Genomic DNA, 19,332 nt, shown 5'->3' on the forward strand with positions numbered 1-19,332 from the left:
TTACAAGAAAGCATAGTGTTATGGGAGGATAGGGTAAAATGGATGCTGATTCAAAAAGGGAAAATTATGTCAAGTCTATATTTAAGGCATTTCAGATTATTGAAGAATTAAATAAGTTTGGAGAGCTCTCAATTGGGGAACTAAGTCAGGCCCTTTCCATGGATAAAGGGACTGTACATCGTTTGGTAAATACCATTAAAGAAGCTGGATATATTGTGCAAAATCCTTTTAGCAGAAAATATGCAAACAGCATTAAGCTTTTCACCATTGGAAATCGTATTATTGAAAGAACGAGTATCAAAGAAATTGCTAGGCCATACATAGAAGCAGTTGCAGAAGAAACAAAAGAAACAATAAATTTATGTATGCACAGTGGTATTAACATCGTATACATCGATAAAATGGAGAGTAATTCTGCCATAAAAGTAGGAATTGAAGTGGGCACAGCCCTTCCCATGTACTGCACTGGAATGGGGAAGGCAATCCTTGCTTTTCTTCCCCAGGAGGAGCTTTTTAAAATCATTGAAAATACAAGTTTTAAAAAACGTACAGCAAAGACGGTTTCCAGCAAGGAGGAGTTATTACAGCAATTGGAACTTGTTCGGCAAAATGGATATGCAGAAGATGGAGAGGAATATGTAGACGGTTTAATTTCCTTTGCTGCACCCATTTTTGATTACAGGAATCATCCTGTTGCTGCCATTAGTATTTCCATGCCAAAGCTTAGGTATAAAGAAGAGGAACAAAGGCAGTATTATGTGAATCTTGTTAAAAACACGGCGGAGACACTATCGAATGAGCTAGGTCACAAAAGATAACACTTATAAAATAAACCATTCATTATTTAAAGGAGGAATAAGCCATGGCAAAGACCAAAATGACAGTGGGAGATTTCAAAAAATTTAAAAAGGAGGGTAAAAAGTTTAGCTTTGTAACTGCTTATGACTACACAACGGCAACGATTGTTGATGAAAGCGATTGCAACATTATTCTGGTAGGAGATTCTTTAGGTATGATCATGTTGGGTTATAAGGGAACAGAATCCGTAACCATGGATGACATGGTGCATCATATCCGTCCAGTGGTAAAGGGTGCCCCTAATACATGGATTATTGGAGATATGCCCTTTGGATCCTATATTACGCCAGGGCTTGCAGTGGCCAATGCCGTTCGACTCATTAAAGAAACAAATTGTGACTGCGTGAAACTGGAGGGCGGCATAGAAATGCTTCCCCAGATTAAGGCCATCGCTGGAGTGGGTATTAATATCATGGGGCATATTGGTCTGACTCCCCAAACAGCCTCTTCTTTGGGTGGTTTTAAAGTGCAGGGTGGCACACCCGAAAGTGCGGCGAAGCTGATTAAGGATGCAATTGAGTTAGAAAAAGCGGGATGTTTTTCAATTGTATTAGAATGTGTTCCTTCCAGTGTTGGTAAAGCCATATCGGAAGCGGTGGAAATTCCGATTCTTGGAATTGGTGCTGGATCTCACGTAGACTGTCAGGTTCTTGTAACCCAGGATTTGCTGGGTATGTACGGTGATTTTAAGCCGAAATTTGTAAAACAGTTTGCACAGGTAAGGCAGGTTATGGTGGAAGGACTGAACGAATTCCATAAAGAAACCTTGGATGGAAGCTTCCCATCTCCAGAATTTTCTTTTAATAAACAAGTAGATATTCCTAAGTTATATTAATGAATATGAAAGAAGTTTAGCGGTAAGTTTATCTTTATGCAGAAAGGGGGCGATTAGATGAAAATTGCGATAATTGGCGCAGGAGCTATGGGTTGCCTTTATGGAGGAAAGCTGTCAGCAGTGTCAGACTCTGAAGTCTTTCTCCTTGACGTTTGGAAAGAACATGTAAATGCAATCAACAAAGAAGGGCTCTACATGGAAGAAGATGGTGCGTTGTTGCATTATAATCAATTGACTGCCACAACAGATGCAGCGGAGGTTGGTATCGTTGATTTGGCAATTATATTTGTGAAATCCACATTGACGGAACAGGCTGTAGAAATAAATAAGGCTGTGTTTGGAGAAAATACAGTGGCCCTGACTTTGCAGAATGGATTGGGCAATATTGATACAATCGGTTCAAAGATTGGCATGGAAAATGTGATAGCTGGAACCACAGCCCATGGTGCTACCATGTTGGGGCCTGGAAGAATGCGGCATGCAGGAGTGGGAAAGACCATTATCGGAGAACTTTCTGGTACAAACAGCGAAAGAATAAAAGAAATTACAGCAATTTTTTCTGCTGCAGGATTGAAAGTTGAGATTTCAGAAAACGTAATGGGGCTTGTGTGGGATAAACTTCTTGTTAATGTGGGGATTAATGCACTGACAGGAATAACAAAACTCACAAATGGAGAGCTTCTTAAACACCCTGAAATCGAAGAAGTATTAGAACAGGCGGTAAAGGAAGGTATTGCAGTTGCAAATGCCAAGGGAATTCTTTTAGGCTTTGCAGATCCAGTGGCCCACACTAAGGATGTTTGTAAGGCAACGGCGTCAAATAAATCTTCTATGCTTCAAGATGTGTTGAATCATAAACCCACAGAAATTGATATGATTAATGGTGCCGTTGTGAGAGAAGGCAACCGTGTAGGCGTTCCTACCCCGGTAAACCGTCTGCTTTGTAACCTGATTCATTACTTCGAAAAGGAAAAGTAAGGTTGGTAAGTTGATATTGTCCGTGGGAGTGGACGCAGAGGTAATTAGAGCCTTGATTAAAGGAGGGAATAATATGGTACCAAAACTGACGGAAAAGGAAAGAAATCTTCAAATGAAAAAGGAAGCCCTTATATCTCTGGGCCTTTATGTGGCTTTCTTTTTATGGTGGTATTTCACTGGCTATGGCTTAGCGGGTGACACCAAAGGGTATACCTATATTATGGGGTTACCCCTATGGTTCTTCCTAAGCTGTGTTGTGGGCTATATTTTATTCTGTGTTGCCGTAATTGTTGTAGTTAAGGTGTTTTTCAAAGACTTTAGCCTTGATGAAACAGCGGATGAAGGCAGTGGAGAGGAGGAACGAGGATGAATTCATATACGTTGACCTTAATGACTGTTTTGGTGCTTTATCTCCTTGCAAACTTGGGCATTGGCTTGTATATCAGTAAAAAACAAGCGAAGCTTGACGCTGAGGCGGGGACAGGGTTTATCAACAACTATTTTATTGGGGGAAGGTCTATGGGCGGTCTTGTTCTGGCCATGACATTGATTGCCACCTTCACAAGTGCCAGTAGCTTTATTGGCGGCCCTGGTGTAGCATATTCCAAAGGCCTTGTTTGGGTATATTTATCCATCATTCAAGTTCCCACGGCTTTTATCATTCTAGGGATATTGGGCAAGAAGTTTGCCATCATCTCAAGAAAGACAAATGCAGTAACGGTAACAGACTACTTAAAGGCAAGGTATAAATCACCAGCTGTGGTTATCATTTCTTCCCTAGCCCTTGTGCTATTTTTTATTGCCCAAATGATGTCTCAATTTATTGGTGGGGCTGTTCTGTTCCAGTCAATTACGGGACTTCCTTATATTTACGGATTGTTGCTGTTTGGGGTTATTGTTATCCTCTACACGACTATCGGTGGATTTAAAGCAGTGGTAACGACAGATACCATACAAGGCCTTGTTATGGTTCTAGGGGGCTTCCTCATTTTATTTACTATTATAAGTGTAGGCGGAGGGTTTCAAGCCATTGTTGAAAAATTGAATGTTGTCAATCCCACATGGAGTGACCCTACTGTGGGGGGCACAACACCAAAGGCTTATGTAATGTCCTTCTGGGTACTGGTTGGTATTGGTGTACTGGGTCTTCCCCAAACGGCTGTAAGGGGGATGGGCTTTAAGGACACAAAATCCCTTCATAGTGCTATGATTTACGGTACCATCGTAGTAGGCTTTCTCATGCTGGTTATGCATATCTCTGGAGCATTTGCACCGGCAATTTTAGACCCATCTGAAATTACGTCTTCTGATTATGTTGTGCCTACTTTGGTATTAAAATATATGAATCCAGTAGTGGCTGGCTTGTTTATTGCGGCACCCCTATCTGCAGTTATGTCAACGGTATCTTCCTTGTTGATTTTGGCTTCGGCGGCCATTGTGAAGGATATTTATCTTAACTATATTGTTAAGGAAAAAAATGACTCGGAAAAAGCTAACCCTGAATTTGACAAGAAAATCGGTAGAATGAGTATGATTACTACATTAATTGTAGGCATCATCGTATTTGTATTCACCATTTATCCTCCGGACTTGATTGTCTGGATTAATCTTTTCGCTATGGGTGGCCTGGAGTGTGCGTTCCTTTGTCCAATCTTATTTGGGTTATATTGGAAGAGGGCCAATGCTACGGGTGCCATTTTATCTAGTGTGATTGGTGTTGTGTGTTTCTTGCTTATGACTACTTATAAAGTAACTGTTTTTGGTATGTCTCCTATCGTACCATCCATCGTGGTTTCTATTGTGGTCTTTATTGTTGGCAGTTACATGGGTAAGAACCCTGATGAAGAAACACTGAAATTGTTCTATTCGTAAAATGGATTAAAATAAAAGACAAAAGCGGGCTGATTGGGTTTGTTTGAAACACAGGAAAAGAAGTGCCCCACTACACGGTGGGGCCACGAACTGATAACGCAGCGCAGAGAGAAATTTAAATTAAAAATAGATGTTGAAAATGCCTTTCCATGGGTATTTAAGTTCAACTATTAATAAAACAGGTTGGTAGTCTTGACAGGGGGGAGGAGACCATGAAGTTTGATTTTTCATACATAGATACGGCTTTTATCGGTGGCAAGGTGATTACTGTAAATGCTAAGGACGAAATTGCAGAGGCTGTTGGCTTGAAAGGCAATAAAATTGTTTTTGTTGGTTCTAACAAAGATATTTCAAAAATATTAGACGAGAAAACAAAAATAATTGACTTAAAAGGCAAAACTTTGATGCCGGGTTTGATAGATACCCATTATCACCCCATTCTTTCTGGTCTTTTAGGAAAGGGCTTGGAGGCACCCATGATTGATGTCTTTTGGGAAAACTGCAAATCTCTTGCCGAGATGCTAAATTTGGTTCAGGAGGCGGCAAAAATAAAAAAGCCTGGACAATGGATTTCCTTGATGGGCTATGAGCCATCGCTTTTTCCAGAACAGCGCCACCCGACGATTGATGAGCTAGATGCGGCGGCACCCAATAACCCTGTGCATTGTATGCATGGTGGAGGACATATCTGCATGTATAATTCCAAAGCGTTGGAATACTTAGATGTGTATACGGTGGAGGACTCTAATAAATATCCCGAGGATGAGGTAGAGGTTGTCCAAGGAAAACTAACTGGAATGGTCAGGGGGCATACCCATTTCTGGCTTTGGGGGAAGGTGGAGTATTCACAAGAGGATCAGGAAAAGGCGGCAATGAAAGCACATCAACACTGCTTGGAAAATGGGATTACTTCCATTCATGACTGCGGCGAATGCGGTAAGCCGTCCTATCATATTATGCAGAAGTTATGCCGTGAGGGTAAGTTCAAAGTTCGTTCCTACATGATGCTACATAGCATTTTTGGGAAAAGATATTCCTTGGCGGAAAATGAGCACTTCTTGGAATTGGGTTTAACCAGTGGCCTTGGCGATGAGCATTTTAAGATTGGCAGTTCAAAATTTATGATTGATGGGGGATCTGGTGGCCCTTCTTGCGCAACTAGGGAACCGTTTTCTCACGACCCCGATCTGCCTAGGGAAAGAGACTGGGAACGGGAAGAGGTGGCGGAGTATATTAAAAAATTAAACGATGGGGAATGTCAGGCCACGGCCCATGCCATTGGCGATTTGGCCATTGAGTTTATGGTGGAAGGTTTCGAGAAAGCCTTTGAAACCAACCCAAGACATGACCTTCGCCACAGGATTGAGCATTGTACCATCGTGGATCAAGATTTGGTAGAGCGCATGGCAAAGATGAATATCTGCCCAAGTGTAAACGTGTCTTCCATTCAGAAGCTGGGAGCACAATTTGTTGACTTCTATGGTGAGGAGCGAAATAAATACATCTGTGCCATTCGTAGTATGCTGGAAGCTGGCATAAAATGTTCTCTACATAGCGATACTCCATCCTATCCTGCAGGTCTTGCTGTTTTGGATTCTGCTGTAAACCGATATGACAGGTCAGTGGGGTATCAGTGTGACAAAACACAGGCTGTTTCCCTTTTGGAAGCCATTCGCTGTGCCACATTACATGGAGCATATAGCTCTTATGAAGAGGACATAAAGGGCAGTGTGGAAGTTGGAAAGTTGGCAGACTTGATTGTTCTATCCGATGATATACTTTCTGTGCCCTCTATGGACATTATGAATCTGCAAGTGGAAATAACCATGATTGACGGCGTTATTGAATATCAAATATAATAAGAAAATGGAAGTTGTTGGGCGTTTTACTTGTTATATAGGAAAGGGGGCAATTGAACCATGGCTCAAGAAACGAAGGGTGTGAAATATGCCGCATCATATAAGGAACAGCTGACTGTTCGTGGTATGATTATCGGTATCATCGGCGTTGTGATTGTAACATGTTCATCTATGTTTATTGCATTGAAGGCGTCATCTTTGCCATTCCCCATCATGTTTGTTGCGTTGGTATCCATGTTTGCGTTGAAAGCACTGGGCAGAACCAATATCAATGAAATCAACGTGACGCACACCGCAATGTCAGCCGGTTCTATGGTGGCAGGGGGTGTAGCTTTCACCATTCCGGCAATCTATATGCTGTATCCTGATTCGGATTTAGGTATTGCAAAACTCCTTGTCATTACAATCAGTGGTACTGTATTAGGGCTTATTTTCACCTCTCTTATGAGAAAGCAGTTTATTGAAACTTCAAACCTTCCCTATGCCATGGGTCAAGCGGCGGCGGAAACCCTCATTGTAGGCGACGAAGGAGGGAAGAAAGCCCAAACACTTTTTGGGGCTTTGGGCTTTGCCGCTATTTGGACAGCACTACGTGATTGGTTTATGAAGATTCCGGCTGTTCTTTGGTTTGGCGGCGGCAGTTGGATGAACTACGGTTCCTACGGTGGTGTTTGGCTTTCACCTATGCTTGTTTCTGTTGGATACCTTGTAGGCCCCATCTTCGTAGGTGTGTGGTTCCTTGGGGCGCTCATCGGTGACGTAGGTATTTTAATTGGCGGTCAGCACTTTGGTTTTTATGACGGGGTAACAGCAGCTAATATTAAGAGTGGACTTGGACTTGGTATGATGGTAGGAACAGGTTTGGGTGTATTTATTAAAAACGTTTTTCCGAATTTTAAGGCCATTTTTGGTTCAATGGTTTCGAAGGATTCCATTGGTGATTCCATTGTTCCACTAAGGTGGGCCCCTATCATGATGGCAGTTTTTGCGGCTCTTTATGTAATTGTCGTTGATGTGCCCATCGTGGCAGCAATTATCACGATTATTGGGGTTTGGCTTGCCACAGCCATGTCTTGTCAAACGGTGGGGATGTCTGCCATTAACCCCATGGAAGTGTTTGGTATTTTTGTACTGATTCTTGCAAAACTTTGCTCTCCTGGAATCACAGAGGTTGCAGCCATCTGCATCGCTGCAGTTGTTGCAATTGCCTGTGGTCTTGTGGGCGACGTTATGAATGATTTTAAAGCGGGGAGTATTTTGAAGTCTAGCCCCAAGGCACAGTGGACAGGAGAGTTGGTTGGCGGCCTTGTTGGAGCGGTTATATCCGTATTTGTAATCATGGCGATTATTCAGGCTTACGGTCCTTCTGCTTTCGGTAATCCTGAACTTTTCCCAGCAGCACAGGCATCGGCTGTTGCGGCAATGGCAGGGGGAATATCCCATGTGCCAGCCTTTCTCACTGGCCTTGTGGTTGCTGCGATTCTTTACATACTAGGATTTTATCCTGTCATGACCCTTGGACTTGGTGTGTATCTACCGTTTTATCTGTCCTTTACGGCGTTTATTGGTGCGGCCATTCGCTTTGGCCTTGATAAATTTTATCCTCAGTTTGAAAAAGAAGGCAAAGGGACGATTATTGGCGCTGGTCTTTTAGGTGGCGAGGCTGTGGTTGGTGTAATCATTGCGATTATCATGGCAGTACAGTTTATCGCCTAGAGATGTTAAAGGTATTTATAAGGTATTTATAAGGAAGAAAGCAGAAACTCCCTATGATTAAAACTCTAGAAAGCTTATGCCTTTCCTGAGAAAAAGTCACCAAAATAAGGGCTAGGTGGGTTTTATTCTTAAAGATAATTTGATAATATGTAAGGGCGGCGAATGCCGCCTTTACTTAAAGAAAGGAAATGTGTATGAAAGAAATTAAAATTTCAGAAATAAAAGGTATTAAAATTGGACACGCCCAAAACTTTGAGGGTGCTACGGGATGCACCGCTATTATTTGCGAATCAGGCGCAGTGGCGGGGGTTGATGTGCGTGGGGGCGGGCCCGCTTCCAGAGAAACAGAACTTTTAAACCCCGTCAATATGGTTCAGCAAATTCATTGTGTGATGCTCTCTGGCGGCAGTGCTTATGGCCTTGCAGCGGGGGACGGTGCCATGCAATATTTAGAGGAGCAGGGCGTGGGTTTTGACGTTGGCGTTGGTGTTGTACCTATTGTTTGCGGAGCATCCCTCTTTGATTTGGTTGTTGGCGATGCAAAGTGCAGACCTGATAAGGCCATGGGGTATGAAGCTTGTAATGTGGCTGGAACCTGTGAACTTGAAGAAGGGAATGTAGGGGCTGGTACAGGTGCTTCTGTAGGGAAATTTTTAGGCCTAGATAGAATGATGAAAGGGGGGCTTGGAATCCATGGGGTGCAAATTGGCGATGTTCAGTGTGGAGCAGTGGTTGCAGTCAATGCCCTTGGAGATGTGATTGATTATGATACGGGAAAACGAATTGCAGGGATTCTCACGGAAGATAAGTCTGCATTATCCAGTACCGAAGAAGTGATGTATAGGGAAATTGGCAAAAAGAGAAATGTTTTTTCAGGTAACACAACCATTGGCTGTATCATAACCAATGCAAAGCTTACAAAAGATCAGGCGAATAAGCTTGCTAGCATTGCACATAATGGTTATGCGAAGGCCATCAGCCCTGTTCATACTTCTGCTGATGGAGACACCATTTTTGTGATGGCCACAGGAGAAGTGGAGGTTGGGGTAGATGCCCTTGGTGCCCTTGCAACAGAGGTTATGGCGAGAGCCATTTGTCGAGGTGTGAAGGCTGCAGAACCAGCCTATGGCCTAAAAGCAGCTAGGGATTTTAATTAAATATTTTGCTTTTGCATAAATTTTTATAAAAATTAGATTGAAATGATAAACCCGATTGAGATTTTCTCAGTCGGGTTTTTTGGGTAAATAAAGATTGCAAAATTGAAAACTCGATTGAACGTCTGTTACAAATCCTAAACCATAGAGCATAAATAGTATGTTTAGAATTATACTTGTAAGATGTTGTTTTTACAACAGAACTTAATTGGTTAAAAGTATATGATAGAGCTATAAATGAATTTATAGGCCAGTTGCTTATGGCGAATGCAAAGCGTGGCTTGGGAAGGTATTATATGGTGAATTGGAAAAGACCCCTGAAGAATTATAGTAAGGCATCATGATCGTTATTAAAATGTATGGCAAATAATGAGATAGAATTTTTGCCAAAGAGGAGGGATAAAGAGGGAGTATGAAATTTAACTAATTTAACAAATACTATAATATAGCGCTGATGTAACATAAAAACTAATTTATGAGGTGATAAAAATGAGTGAGAAGTTAAAAAACATTAACAAAGCACAGGTTTTAATGATGAAAGACCAGATTGGATATCAGGAAGGTCAAGTTGTCAGTAAAACTTTGGTACAAAATGCGGCAGTGAGCATAACAATTTTTTCTTTTGACAAAGGTGAAGAAATTAGCACCCATGAATCCAATGGTGATGCAATCGTTACTTGTTTAGATGGGGTAGGACAAATAACAATAGACGGGGAGCAATACGTGTTAAAAGAGGGGGAATCTATTGTAATGCCTGCAAAGCATCCCCACGCTGTGTTTGGTAAAGAACAATTTAAAATGCTATTGGTGGTTGTTTTTTAAAGAACAAGAGATGTTACAGACAGAAGGGAAAGAAGAAGTTTCTTTATGATTCATTTTATACTTTATCCTTAGCGTAAAACCACTGGCAATTGTGAGAGGGTAAAAGTTTTACCAAGCGTAGCGAAGATAAGGCTTGATGTAAGCCCCTTACTTTATTTTGAAACGCTTTGATAGGCTTCATAAGGTATACTTTTTTACAGCATAAACAACCTTTCTTTGATCATTGATGAATCTAGGCTTCTGTCACACTGGAATACGTCTAGTTTACACCAAATAAATGATATAAGAAGTTTAAAAGACCCCTTGTTTCTAGCACACAAAACCCTGCAAAATAGCCCTTGCAATTCCCTCGAATCCCCTGTATAATACTTGTGTTAGTATAATTAAACATATGAGATGTTCCTTGCTAAGGACGGAAAATCTGTCCCACCATCTCGTGAATAAAAAACAGGGGGTTTTTTTTATGGAAAAAAACACGGGTTCTACAAGGCTTTTGGTTGTGACAGCCATGATTGCCGCACTATATGCTGTTATGACAACAGCTATTGCGCCCTTGGCATTCGGTCCTATCCAATTGCGAATTTCTGAAGTTCTGGTTCTCTTGGCATTTATCGATAAGCGCTACATACCGGGGTTAATTTTAGGCTGTTTTATTGCCAACCTATTTAGTCCTTTTGGTCTGATGGATGTTTTCTTTGGAACCACTTGTACTGCGGCGGCACTTTGGGGAATTACCCGTAGTAAAACCTTATTCGGTGCCAGTTTATGGCCTGTATTTTTCAATGCCTTCATTGGTGTTGAGCTTTACTTACTAGGGGAATGTCCTTTGATTTTCGGGATGATTACTGTTGCCCTTGGTGAATTTTTGGCAGTATCCTGTATAGGATATGTCGTGTTCCGCCAGGTGATGAAAAATCCCGGGCTTATGGCTAGGTTAAAACTAGCTTAAAAATAGAAATTATTAAATTAGGGTGTCATTGTGAAAAGCGATGGCACCCTAATTTTATTTATTTCACTGTTTTGGCGTCTTATAAAAAATGATAAAAACATGGTGAAAAGAGAAATTAGAATATAAGATGCAATATGAAAAGGCTATTTTACTGATTAGTTTAACTTTTCGTGAGTTGCAATATTTTCTTATTTTTGGGCATATATTGTTGGGGGAGGTGGAAAAATGAAGCGAAAACGATGGGTGATTGTTGCCATTATTTGTGTATTAGTGGGAGGATATACGGCGGGGATTTATGGGCAAACTGGGAAACTAACAAGAAAAGAGATGTCAAATTCCCATGAAAGAAACAATCAAGAAGCAATTGCAAAAAATATATTAGAAAACTCAGGAAAATCAGATATTTATAGGCTGAAGGATTTGGAGAATGTAACGGTTTATTATGGGAATGTAAATAAAACAGAAGAAAGGGATGTAGTTGTTTCTGCTCGTTTTGGCTCCAAGGATACAGTGGTTGCAGCGTATACCTCAAGTGGGGAGCTATTCGAATTCGTCGGAGATATTGGCAGTTTTTTTGATGTTGAGAATATACAATTTGTACCCATAGAAGCCTTAGGTCAGGACATTATTATTATAGAAGAAACTACCAATCAGATTGAAGCTTATGAAAGTGCCACATTTCTTCATGGGTATTTATATGATAATGAAAATGCATTTGAAGTAGTTTTAAGCACCCCCATTAAAATTGATGAGGCATGGAATGAAACATGGGATAATTCAGAATTAAAGGAGCTTAGCGGTTGGAAATGGGTACGTGAAGATGCGGAAGCAGCATGGAGCTGGGAAGGAAATTTCCCCAGACTGGATTTGGTTTGTTATCAAAAATATTTGGCTGCTGGAAATGCAGAGAAGAGATTACCAGAAGCTTCTAAGTTTCATCAGAAAAGTAGTCGTGTTGTAATGAAAGAGTTTTATTGGTCTGAGCCGTGGCAAAGGTTTGTAATTGGCGAAGCTTTGGAAAAAGAAACGGGGGAGGCCGTGGCAGTGCTGGAAGATAGTGATAACAGCCCCTATGTATTGGTTGGGTTTGTAGAAGGTTCTCATTTCATACAAAGGGCGGACGGAAGCCAAGATACCGTTAAAGTAGAGCAATTAGAGTGGACAAAAAACCAAGGAATCCACGCAAATAATGAAGAGAATTAGCTAGATGATACAATTTAGATTGAAGAAAACACAAGAGTTTATTGAAAAATTTTGCGTTTTTTAAAAATTATGATATAATACTCGTAGTTTTTTTGCGGAATCCGAAACTGTCAATGTTGCAGCCCTTGTTTAAATGCTGTATCATGTTCAGAAAAGGTGGATGGAAAACCACCATGGATTTTAACAAAATATAGAAGTCTCAAGAGCTGATTCTGAAAGGGTTATAGTTATTTTTGAAAGTAAATAGGCATGTTACAGCCAAGGCAATAGTGAGACTTTTCTTGACTGCATCATGCCTAATTTCTATGGCATGGTAATTTTCGATTGGGAGAAAATGAGGGTTTTGATGCTTTTGATTTTACAGAAAACCTTTGTGTTGAAACAAGGAAAATTCCTATCATTACGCCCAATATTTGTTTTTTTGGAATAATATTCTAGAACTTAGCGAAGAATATGTTTAGTCTAGGGCAGTTACAAATGCTTAGGGTAGACCAAATCCATGGGACAAGCTGTCCCTGGGATGTTCAGATAAAACCAAAAAAATGCGAAACAAGAAAGACAGAGAGGATGATAACATGAGGCGGCTTATCGCAGTAATCATGATGCTACTGATGTTAACGGGTAGTACCTTACCCGCCTTCGGAGCAATTGTGACCAATGCTGATCCATGGGCTAAGACTTCTATGGAGCTTGCGTATAATCAGGGGTTGATTAAACAAGAAGACCTGCTGGATGCGAAAAGAGACATTACAAGACTTGAGTTTTGTAAAATCGTAGTGCTTTTATATGAAAAAAGCATAGGTGAAAAGTTGGTTCCCCAAAATGAAAGCCCATTTACCGATTGTGATGACCCAGCGGTCATCTCGGCTTATGAGGCAGGCATTATCAGTGGCACTGAGCCAACAAAATTTGAACCAAATAAAAGTTTAACCCGAGAGCAACTGGCAATCATGCTGAACAGAATCTTAAAAGCTTGGGGCATTGCCTTAAGCCCAGGAACAGAGAAATACGCTTTTTCCGACATTTCTATGCTGATGGAGCCATCGATTGATGTGATTAATAAGATTTATGAAGCAGGAATTTTGGTGGGAGACAATAATGGTAAATTTTATCCCATGAGAGCGTTAAAGTTCCAAGAGGCGGTAATTGGCCTTGTGAAGGCTTGTCGCTATTTGGAAGAAAATGCTGTGTTGCCCAAAAATGATGGGGCTACAGACGAAAAGGAAGAGCCCAAAGAAGAGGTAACTGTAGAAAAGGAAAAGCCTAAAGAAGAAGTCAAGACCCCTGCTGATGAAAAGCAGGACGTTAAAAACATTTATGAGACTGTCTATATCAAAGATAAAGCGGTTTCTTTGGGGGGCACCAGCGAAGCTTTAATAAAAAGCTGGGGTAAACCCGACAGAATCGATCAGACGGTTTTTGGTTTAAAACGTTATGTTTATATCGGGGATTATGAAACCTATTTCTTTGCTACTTTGAAGGATAATAAAATTGTGGAAGTCTTTGTGCCCACCAAGCATTTTTCCTATTTGGAAACCCATGGTGAGGGGACTTCTGCGGATATCAAACAGTTAGATTTTATTAGCTTGGTAGACCATAGCGGTATCATTGATACAGAAACCACCTACGCAAGAATACCTTTAGATTATGAAGGTAAAATACAAGGGGTATTGCTACAAAATAGAGAGTTTGCATATGGTACGGATGTGCGAAGTGGTTTGACTACCTTAGAGCGTGATTCATTGAGAAAAGAATTGTTTGATTTCATTCAGGTGAAGCGCAAGGCACATGGATTGCCTCTTTTGACAGAACATGAAAAGCTTACCGATGTTGCTTTTAGCCACAGTAAAGATATGGTTGAAAACAATTATTTTAGCTATACAGGAAAAGATGGAAGCAATCCATTCATCAGAATTTTATCGGGTGGCGTTGTTTTCACAAACGCTTCTGAAATCATTGTGAAGCAAAGGGGCGATGTTACCAATGTTTATCAACAATGGATGAGAACAGCCGCCCAGTACCATAGCTTACTAGATCCCTCTATGGATTCTATCGGCATTGGGGTTGCACAAAAAGACAAAGACCTCTATGTTACAATTGATTTTTGCGGAGGAATAAAGGGTTAAATAAAACCCCTTGGATACAGTGAAATTACTGTAAACAAGGGGGTTTTTTTATTTCTTTCATTCCTTCAAAGAGAATCCATTTTTTTTTATAACGTAGCAATAATTGCATCAGCAAATTCTTCCGTAGAGGCAGTTCCTCCCATGTCAACAGTAAGAACTTTCCCTTCGCCAATTACGGCTTCCACGGCTTTTTCAATGTTTGCTGCAACCTTGCCTTCCCCCAAATGCGCAAGCATCAAAGATGCAGAAAGAATTGCGGCGGTAGGGTTAATTTTATGCTGGCCTGCAATATCGGGAGCGGAACCATGAATTGGTTCAAAAATTGCTCCGTCTACACCGATGTTTGCACTAGGGGTTAAGCCAAGGCCTCCTACCAAGCCTGCACAAAGATCGGAAACAATATCACCGTATAGGTTAGGGCAGACCAAAACATCGTAGTCCTCAGGGTGCATCACCAACCGCATACACATGGCATCTACAATGCTATCATTAAACTGAACTTGAGGGTATTCTTTCGCTATTTCCCGGGCAATATCAAGAAACATACCATCAGTACACTTCATGATGTTTGCTTTATGTACAGCCGTTACTTTTTTTCTACCTTCTCGAACAGCATATTCGAAAGCATATCGAATAATGCGTTCGCAGCCCTTTCTTGTAAAAAGCTTGATGCTTTCAGCGGTATTTTCGTCCACCATTCGCTCGATTCCCGCATAAAGGTCTTCTGTATTTTCCCGAACAATAACTAAGTCTATATTTTCAAACTTCGTAATAACCCCAGGGTAGGTTTTTGCGGGGCGAACGTTAGCATATAAGTCGAATGTCTTTCTTAAGGCAACGTTTACACTACGAAACCCTGTGCCAACGGGGGTGGTGATAGGACCTTTTAATGCTACCCCAGTTTTGCGGATAGATTCAATGGTTTCATCGGGTAAAGGTGTGCCATATTTTTCAATCATAGCTGCACCAGCCTCAGCCACTTCCCACTGAATGTCAACGCCTGTTGCATCTACAACTTTTTTTGCAGCTGCGATAACTTCGGGGCCGCTACCATCGCCGGGAATTAAAGTCACATGATAAGCCATTTTCTTTTTTCCTCCTGTTATCTAAGGGATTAAGATTTCCCTGCTAATTTTATCAGTGGGAAATCTTAAATCACTATGTTTAATCTACAGAGTTGCATCTTACTGCTTCAGAATTTTTTAAAGTCGTCATAGGGGTATATCTTAGTTGGATTCCTTTGTGTAGTTCAATAAGCCCCCTGCTAGTATAATATCTTTCTGTCTTGCTGATATGTTCAAGCGAGTGCGGATTTCTTCCCCAGTGCGCAGATGGGTTACGATAACACTCTGGCCGTCTACTGCGCTTTCGATCTGGTCTGCTGCATATTTGATTGCAAACTCGTCACCAAGAAGGATGGCATCATAATCCCACTCATTTACGAAAACCAAAGGTAAAATACCATTATTAATTAGGTTTGCCATATGAATTCTTGCAAAAGATTTTGCAAGAACTGCCTTTACCCCTAACTGCAAGGGAGCCAAAGCTGCGTGTTCACGGCTGCTGCCTTGTCCGTAGTTTTGTCCTGCAATGATGAAGCCGCCTCCTGCTGCCTTTGCACGAGTGGGGAACTTTTGATCGCAAGGTGTCAAGCAATAATCTGCCAAATAAGGCACATTAGAGCGGTAAGGGAGAAGCGTTGCGTTAGAAGGCATGATATGGTCCGTAGTGATATTATCGCCCACTTTAATCAATGCTCCGCCGCAAATATCCTTAGGTACCTTTGTGTTTTTGGGGAAGGGCTGAATATTAGGGCCTCTTACCACGTTAACTATTTCTCCTTCAGGAGCGGGAGGAATTATCAAATTATCATTTACCAAGAAGTGCTCTGGCATGGAAATTAAAGGTGCGTCCCCTAAAGTATGAGGGTCTGTCAGCTTTCCCGAAAGGGCACTGGCAACGGCTGTTTCTGGGCTTACGATATACACCTGTGCTGACTTTGTACCGCTTCTGCCTTCAAAGTTACGGTTTATGGTTCTTAAAGACACTGCATTTGTAGCAGGAGCCTGACCCATACCGATACAAGGGCCGCAACCACATTCCAAAATACGAGCACCGGCAGAAATAATATCCGCAAGGGCACCGTTTCCCGCTAACATATTCATTACCTGCTTAGAGCCAGGGGCAATAACTAAGCTTACATTAGGATCAACGGTTTTGTCTTTCAGTAAAGCCGCAACGGTCATCATATCCGTATAGGAAGAGTTGGTGCAGCTGCCAATGGCAACTTGATCCACAGCCAAGCCTTCTATTTCTTTTACCTGTTTGATGTTGTCAGGGCTATGAGGGCAAGCCACCAAAGGAAGAATTTTACTTAAATCAACGGTGATTTCTTCATCGTATGTAGCGTCAGCATCGGCAGAAAGCTCGATCCAATCTTCCCCACGACCCTGAGCCTCCAAAAAGGCCTTTGTCACTTCATCACTAGGGAAAACGGAAGTGGTTGCACCCAGTTCTGCACCCATATTGGTGATGGTTGCTCTTTGAGGAACACTTAAACTTTTAACACCTTCGCCGCTATATTCCATTACCTTACCGACGCCGCCTTTTACGGAAAGGAGACGAAGGATTTCAAGGATTACATCTTTGGCAGTCACCCAAGGTTGTAAGGAACCTACCAGATTTACACGGCAAACCTTAGGCATTGCCAAGTAGTACGCACCACCGCCCATTGCCACGGCAACATCAAGGCCGCCTGCACCAATGGCAAGCATACCGATACCGCCTCCAGTTGGTGTATGGCTATCAGAACCCAAAAGGGTTTTGCCTGGTTTACCAAAGCGCTCTAAGTGAACCTGATGGCAAATGCCGTTACCGGGTTTGGAAAAATATATGCCATGCTTTTTTGCAACGGTTTGAATGTACTTATGGTCGTCTGCATTTTCAAAGCCCGTTTGCAGTGTGTTATGATCAACATAAGCCACAGAACGCTCTGTTTTTACCCGTGGAATCCCCATGGCTTCAAACTGTAGGTAGGCCATGGTGCCTGTTGAGTCTTGGGTCAGGGTCTGATCGATTTTAATGGCAATTTCCTTGCATGGTGTCATGTTTCCACTAACCAAATGGGAGCTGATTAGTTTTTCTGTAAGGTTCATATATAGGGTTCCTCCTTATTTCTTGTCCTTTAGTGCATATAGATGAGGGGTTAAAGCTTTCATCGCTTCAACCAGTTCTTCTTTACTAATGAAGGTAACACGGCCGTCTTCGTAAAGGCTATCCACCCAATCTTTCAAAGCCATTGCCTCGGGGGAGCTTTTGTGAATCATTTCCTCACCCTTTAAGCCCAAGTATTGGTTCAGCCAGTAAGCAATGCCGGCAGAGCCGGAATTTTTATTGATTTCAACACCGATAGGGCGGTTTAATATCTTTTCAGTATTGAAAATATTGTAAATTTCTTCGTCCTTTGCCATGCCGTCGGCGTGAATGCCTGCACGAGTCACATTGAAATCTCTGCCTACGAAGGGGGTTCTGTCAGGAATTTTGTAGTTCAGCTCCCGTTCATAGTATTCCGCAATTTCAGTAATCACTGTGGTATCCATCCCGTCCAGTGTGCCACGCAACTGGGCATATTCGATTACCATAGCCTCAAGAGGTGTATTTCCTGTTCTCTCACCGATGCCAAGCAGGGAACAGTTTACCGATGATGCTCCGTAAAGCCATGCTGTTGTGGCATTTACCACTGCTTTATAAAAGTCATTGTGTCCGTGCCATTCAATCAATTCGCTAGGGAATTGGGCAAAATGGTTGATACCGTAAATAATTCCTTGAACGCTTCTTGGAAGGGTTGCGCCAGGGAAAGAGACGCCGTAACCCATGGTATCACAAAAGCGAATTTTTACTGGAATTTGATACTGATGCATTAATTTTCGCAATTCTGTTGCAAAGGGTACTACGAAGCCGTAATAATCTGCCCTTGTTACGTCCTCAAAATGGCAGCGAGGACGAATGCCTAAATCTAAAGCGGCTTTTACGATTTCTAAATAATCGTGGAGGGCTTGTTCCCTTGTTTTATGTAGCTTATTGAAAATATGGTAGTCGGAGCAACTTACCAAAATACCACATTCTTTCAGTTTCATGTCTTTTACTAATTTAAAGTCTTCTTTTGTGGCACGAATCCAACCAGTGATTTCAGGAAATTCTAGACCCATTTCCTGACAGGCACGAATTGCCTTACGATCGTTTTCGCTGTAAAGGAAAAACTCACATTGACGTATTTTTCCCTTTGGGCCACTCAAACGGCTGAGCATTTCATAAAGAGTAGTAATTTGTTCTACAGTGTAAGGTGTTCTGGCTTGCTGACCGTCACGAAAAGTAGTATCGGTCATCCAGATTTCTTCGGGTGTATTCATTGGAACCAAACGGTAGTTAAAGGTACATTTTGGGATTTCGTCATAGTTATAGTTATCCCGATAGAGGTTTGGCTCATCCACGTTTTGTAAGTTGTACTGGTATTTTCTAAGTTCTAATAGGTTGGTCTTTTCGTTAAAAGTAATCATTTTATCCCCCCGTGTTATAATTCACTTACATCAGTAACAAACTTTTCATTTATTAAATATATCAATAAATGTCCCTTGAGTCAATAGAAAATAATTCATAAAATAAATATATGATACGGGAGTATTTATTAAAATATGCCACAAAATAAGGGTTAGTCTTAAAAAAATAGAATTATATCCATAGATATAAAGAATAATAAAGGCTAAATATATTAAATCAATTGAAAAAATCTATAGTTCATTTGTTATCCGCATACGCCGATGAAGTTTTAAATTGAAGTGAAAAAGCTTTTGTAGGTTATAAAAGATGATTGTAAGGTGCTTTTGATTTAAGTAAAAGCCAATAAAAAAAGCCCGATTGCCTTCCCCAAAGATTAGGCTTGCAATACGAGCTTTTTATTTCC

The 19,332-nt window shown here is 41.3% G+C and carries 15 protein-coding genes; 12 read left to right on the top strand and 3 right to left on the bottom strand.

Annotation, left to right across the window (positions count from 1 at the left end; all coding sequences use genetic code 11):
- Positions 1 to 38: 38 nt before the first annotated feature.
- From RBQ60_RS05240 to RBQ60_RS05295, 12 genes are all read left to right on the top strand, one after another.
- Positions 39 to 818, top strand: coding sequence for an IclR family transcriptional regulator (locus RBQ60_RS05240; protein WP_307885521.1), 780 nt, complete (start codon positions 39 to 41; stop codon positions 816 to 818).
- Positions 819 to 862: 44 nt separating this feature from the next.
- Positions 863 to 1,693, top strand: a complete 831-nt coding sequence (panB, locus tag RBQ60_RS05245) for a 3-methyl-2-oxobutanoate hydroxymethyltransferase (RefSeq protein WP_307885522.1) — start codon at positions 863 to 865, stop codon at positions 1,691 to 1,693.
- Between the two features lie 57 nt (positions 1,694 to 1,750).
- Positions 1,751 to 2,671, top strand: coding sequence for a ketopantoate reductase family protein (locus RBQ60_RS05250; protein WP_307885523.1), 921 nt, complete (start codon positions 1,751 to 1,753; stop codon positions 2,669 to 2,671).
- Between the two features lie 73 nt (positions 2,672 to 2,744).
- Positions 2,745 to 3,041 carry a YhdT family protein gene (locus tag RBQ60_RS05255; protein WP_307885524.1) on the top strand — a complete coding sequence of 99 codons (297 nt, stop codon included), beginning with the start codon at positions 2,745 to 2,747 and terminating at the stop codon, positions 3,039 to 3,041.
- Positions 3,038 to 4,543 (top strand): sodium/pantothenate symporter, encoded by a 1,506-nt coding sequence (gene panF, locus RBQ60_RS05260; protein ID WP_307885525.1) that lies wholly within the window; start codon positions 3,038 to 3,040, stop codon positions 4,541 to 4,543. Before RBQ60_RS05255 ends, panF begins: the two co-directional genes overlap by 4 nt.
- Positions 4,544 to 4,755: 212 nt before the next feature.
- Positions 4,756 to 6,402, top strand: coding sequence for an amidohydrolase (locus RBQ60_RS05265; protein ID WP_307885526.1), 1,647 nt, complete (start codon positions 4,756 to 4,758; stop codon positions 6,400 to 6,402).
- 60 nt (positions 6,403 to 6,462) lie between these two features.
- Complete coding sequence (locus RBQ60_RS05270; RefSeq protein WP_307885527.1) at positions 6,463 to 8,118, top strand: OPT/YSL family transporter; 1,656 nt, start codon at positions 6,463 to 6,465, stop codon at positions 8,116 to 8,118.
- 194 nt (positions 8,119 to 8,312) lie between these two features.
- Complete coding sequence (locus RBQ60_RS05275; protein WP_307885528.1) at positions 8,313 to 9,275, top strand: P1 family peptidase; 963 nt, start codon at positions 8,313 to 8,315, stop codon at positions 9,273 to 9,275.
- Between the two features lie 486 nt (positions 9,276 to 9,761).
- Positions 9,762 to 10,094 carry a cupin domain-containing protein gene (locus tag RBQ60_RS05280; RefSeq protein ID WP_307885529.1) on the top strand — a complete coding sequence of 111 codons (333 nt, stop codon included), beginning with the start codon at positions 9,762 to 9,764 and terminating at the stop codon, positions 10,092 to 10,094.
- Positions 10,095 to 10,557: 463 nt separating this feature from the next.
- Positions 10,558 to 11,043, top strand: coding sequence for a QueT transporter family protein (locus RBQ60_RS05285; RefSeq protein ID WP_307885531.1), 486 nt, complete (start codon positions 10,558 to 10,560; stop codon positions 11,041 to 11,043).
- A 225-nt stretch (positions 11,044 to 11,268) separates the two neighbouring features.
- Positions 11,269 to 12,246, top strand: a complete 978-nt coding sequence (locus RBQ60_RS05290; RefSeq protein ID WP_307885532.1) for a hypothetical protein — start codon at positions 11,269 to 11,271, stop codon at positions 12,244 to 12,246.
- Positions 12,247 to 12,821: 575 nt separating this feature from the next.
- Positions 12,822 to 14,372, top strand: a complete 1,551-nt coding sequence (locus tag RBQ60_RS05295) for a CAP domain-containing protein (protein WP_307885533.1) — start codon at positions 12,822 to 12,824, stop codon at positions 14,370 to 14,372.
- Between the two features lie 86 nt (positions 14,373 to 14,458).
- Here RBQ60_RS05295 and RBQ60_RS05300 read toward each other — a convergent pair whose 3' ends face one another.
- The 3 genes from RBQ60_RS05300 to RBQ60_RS05310 all read right to left on the bottom strand — a co-directional run bounded on the left by RBQ60_RS05300 (position 14,459) and on the right by RBQ60_RS05310 (position 18,928).
- Complete coding sequence (locus RBQ60_RS05300) at positions 14,459 to 15,457, bottom strand: isocitrate/isopropylmalate dehydrogenase family protein (protein WP_307885534.1); 999 nt, start codon at positions 15,455 to 15,457, stop codon at positions 14,459 to 14,461.
- Between the two features lie 141 nt (positions 15,458 to 15,598).
- Positions 15,599 to 17,527, bottom strand: a complete 1,929-nt coding sequence (locus RBQ60_RS05305; protein WP_307885535.1) for an aconitate hydratase — start codon at positions 17,525 to 17,527, stop codon at positions 15,599 to 15,601.
- 15 nt (positions 17,528 to 17,542) lie between these two features.
- Entirely contained in the window at positions 17,543 to 18,928 is a 1,386-nt protein-coding gene (locus tag RBQ60_RS05310; RefSeq protein WP_307885536.1) for a 2-isopropylmalate synthase, read from the bottom strand.
- Positions 18,929 to 19,332 lie beyond the last annotated feature (404 nt).

It is taken from the genome of Anaerotignum sp. MB30-C6, assembly GCF_030908465.1.
Classification (GTDB): Bacteria; Bacillota; Clostridia; order Lachnospirales; family Anaerotignaceae; genus Chakrabartyella.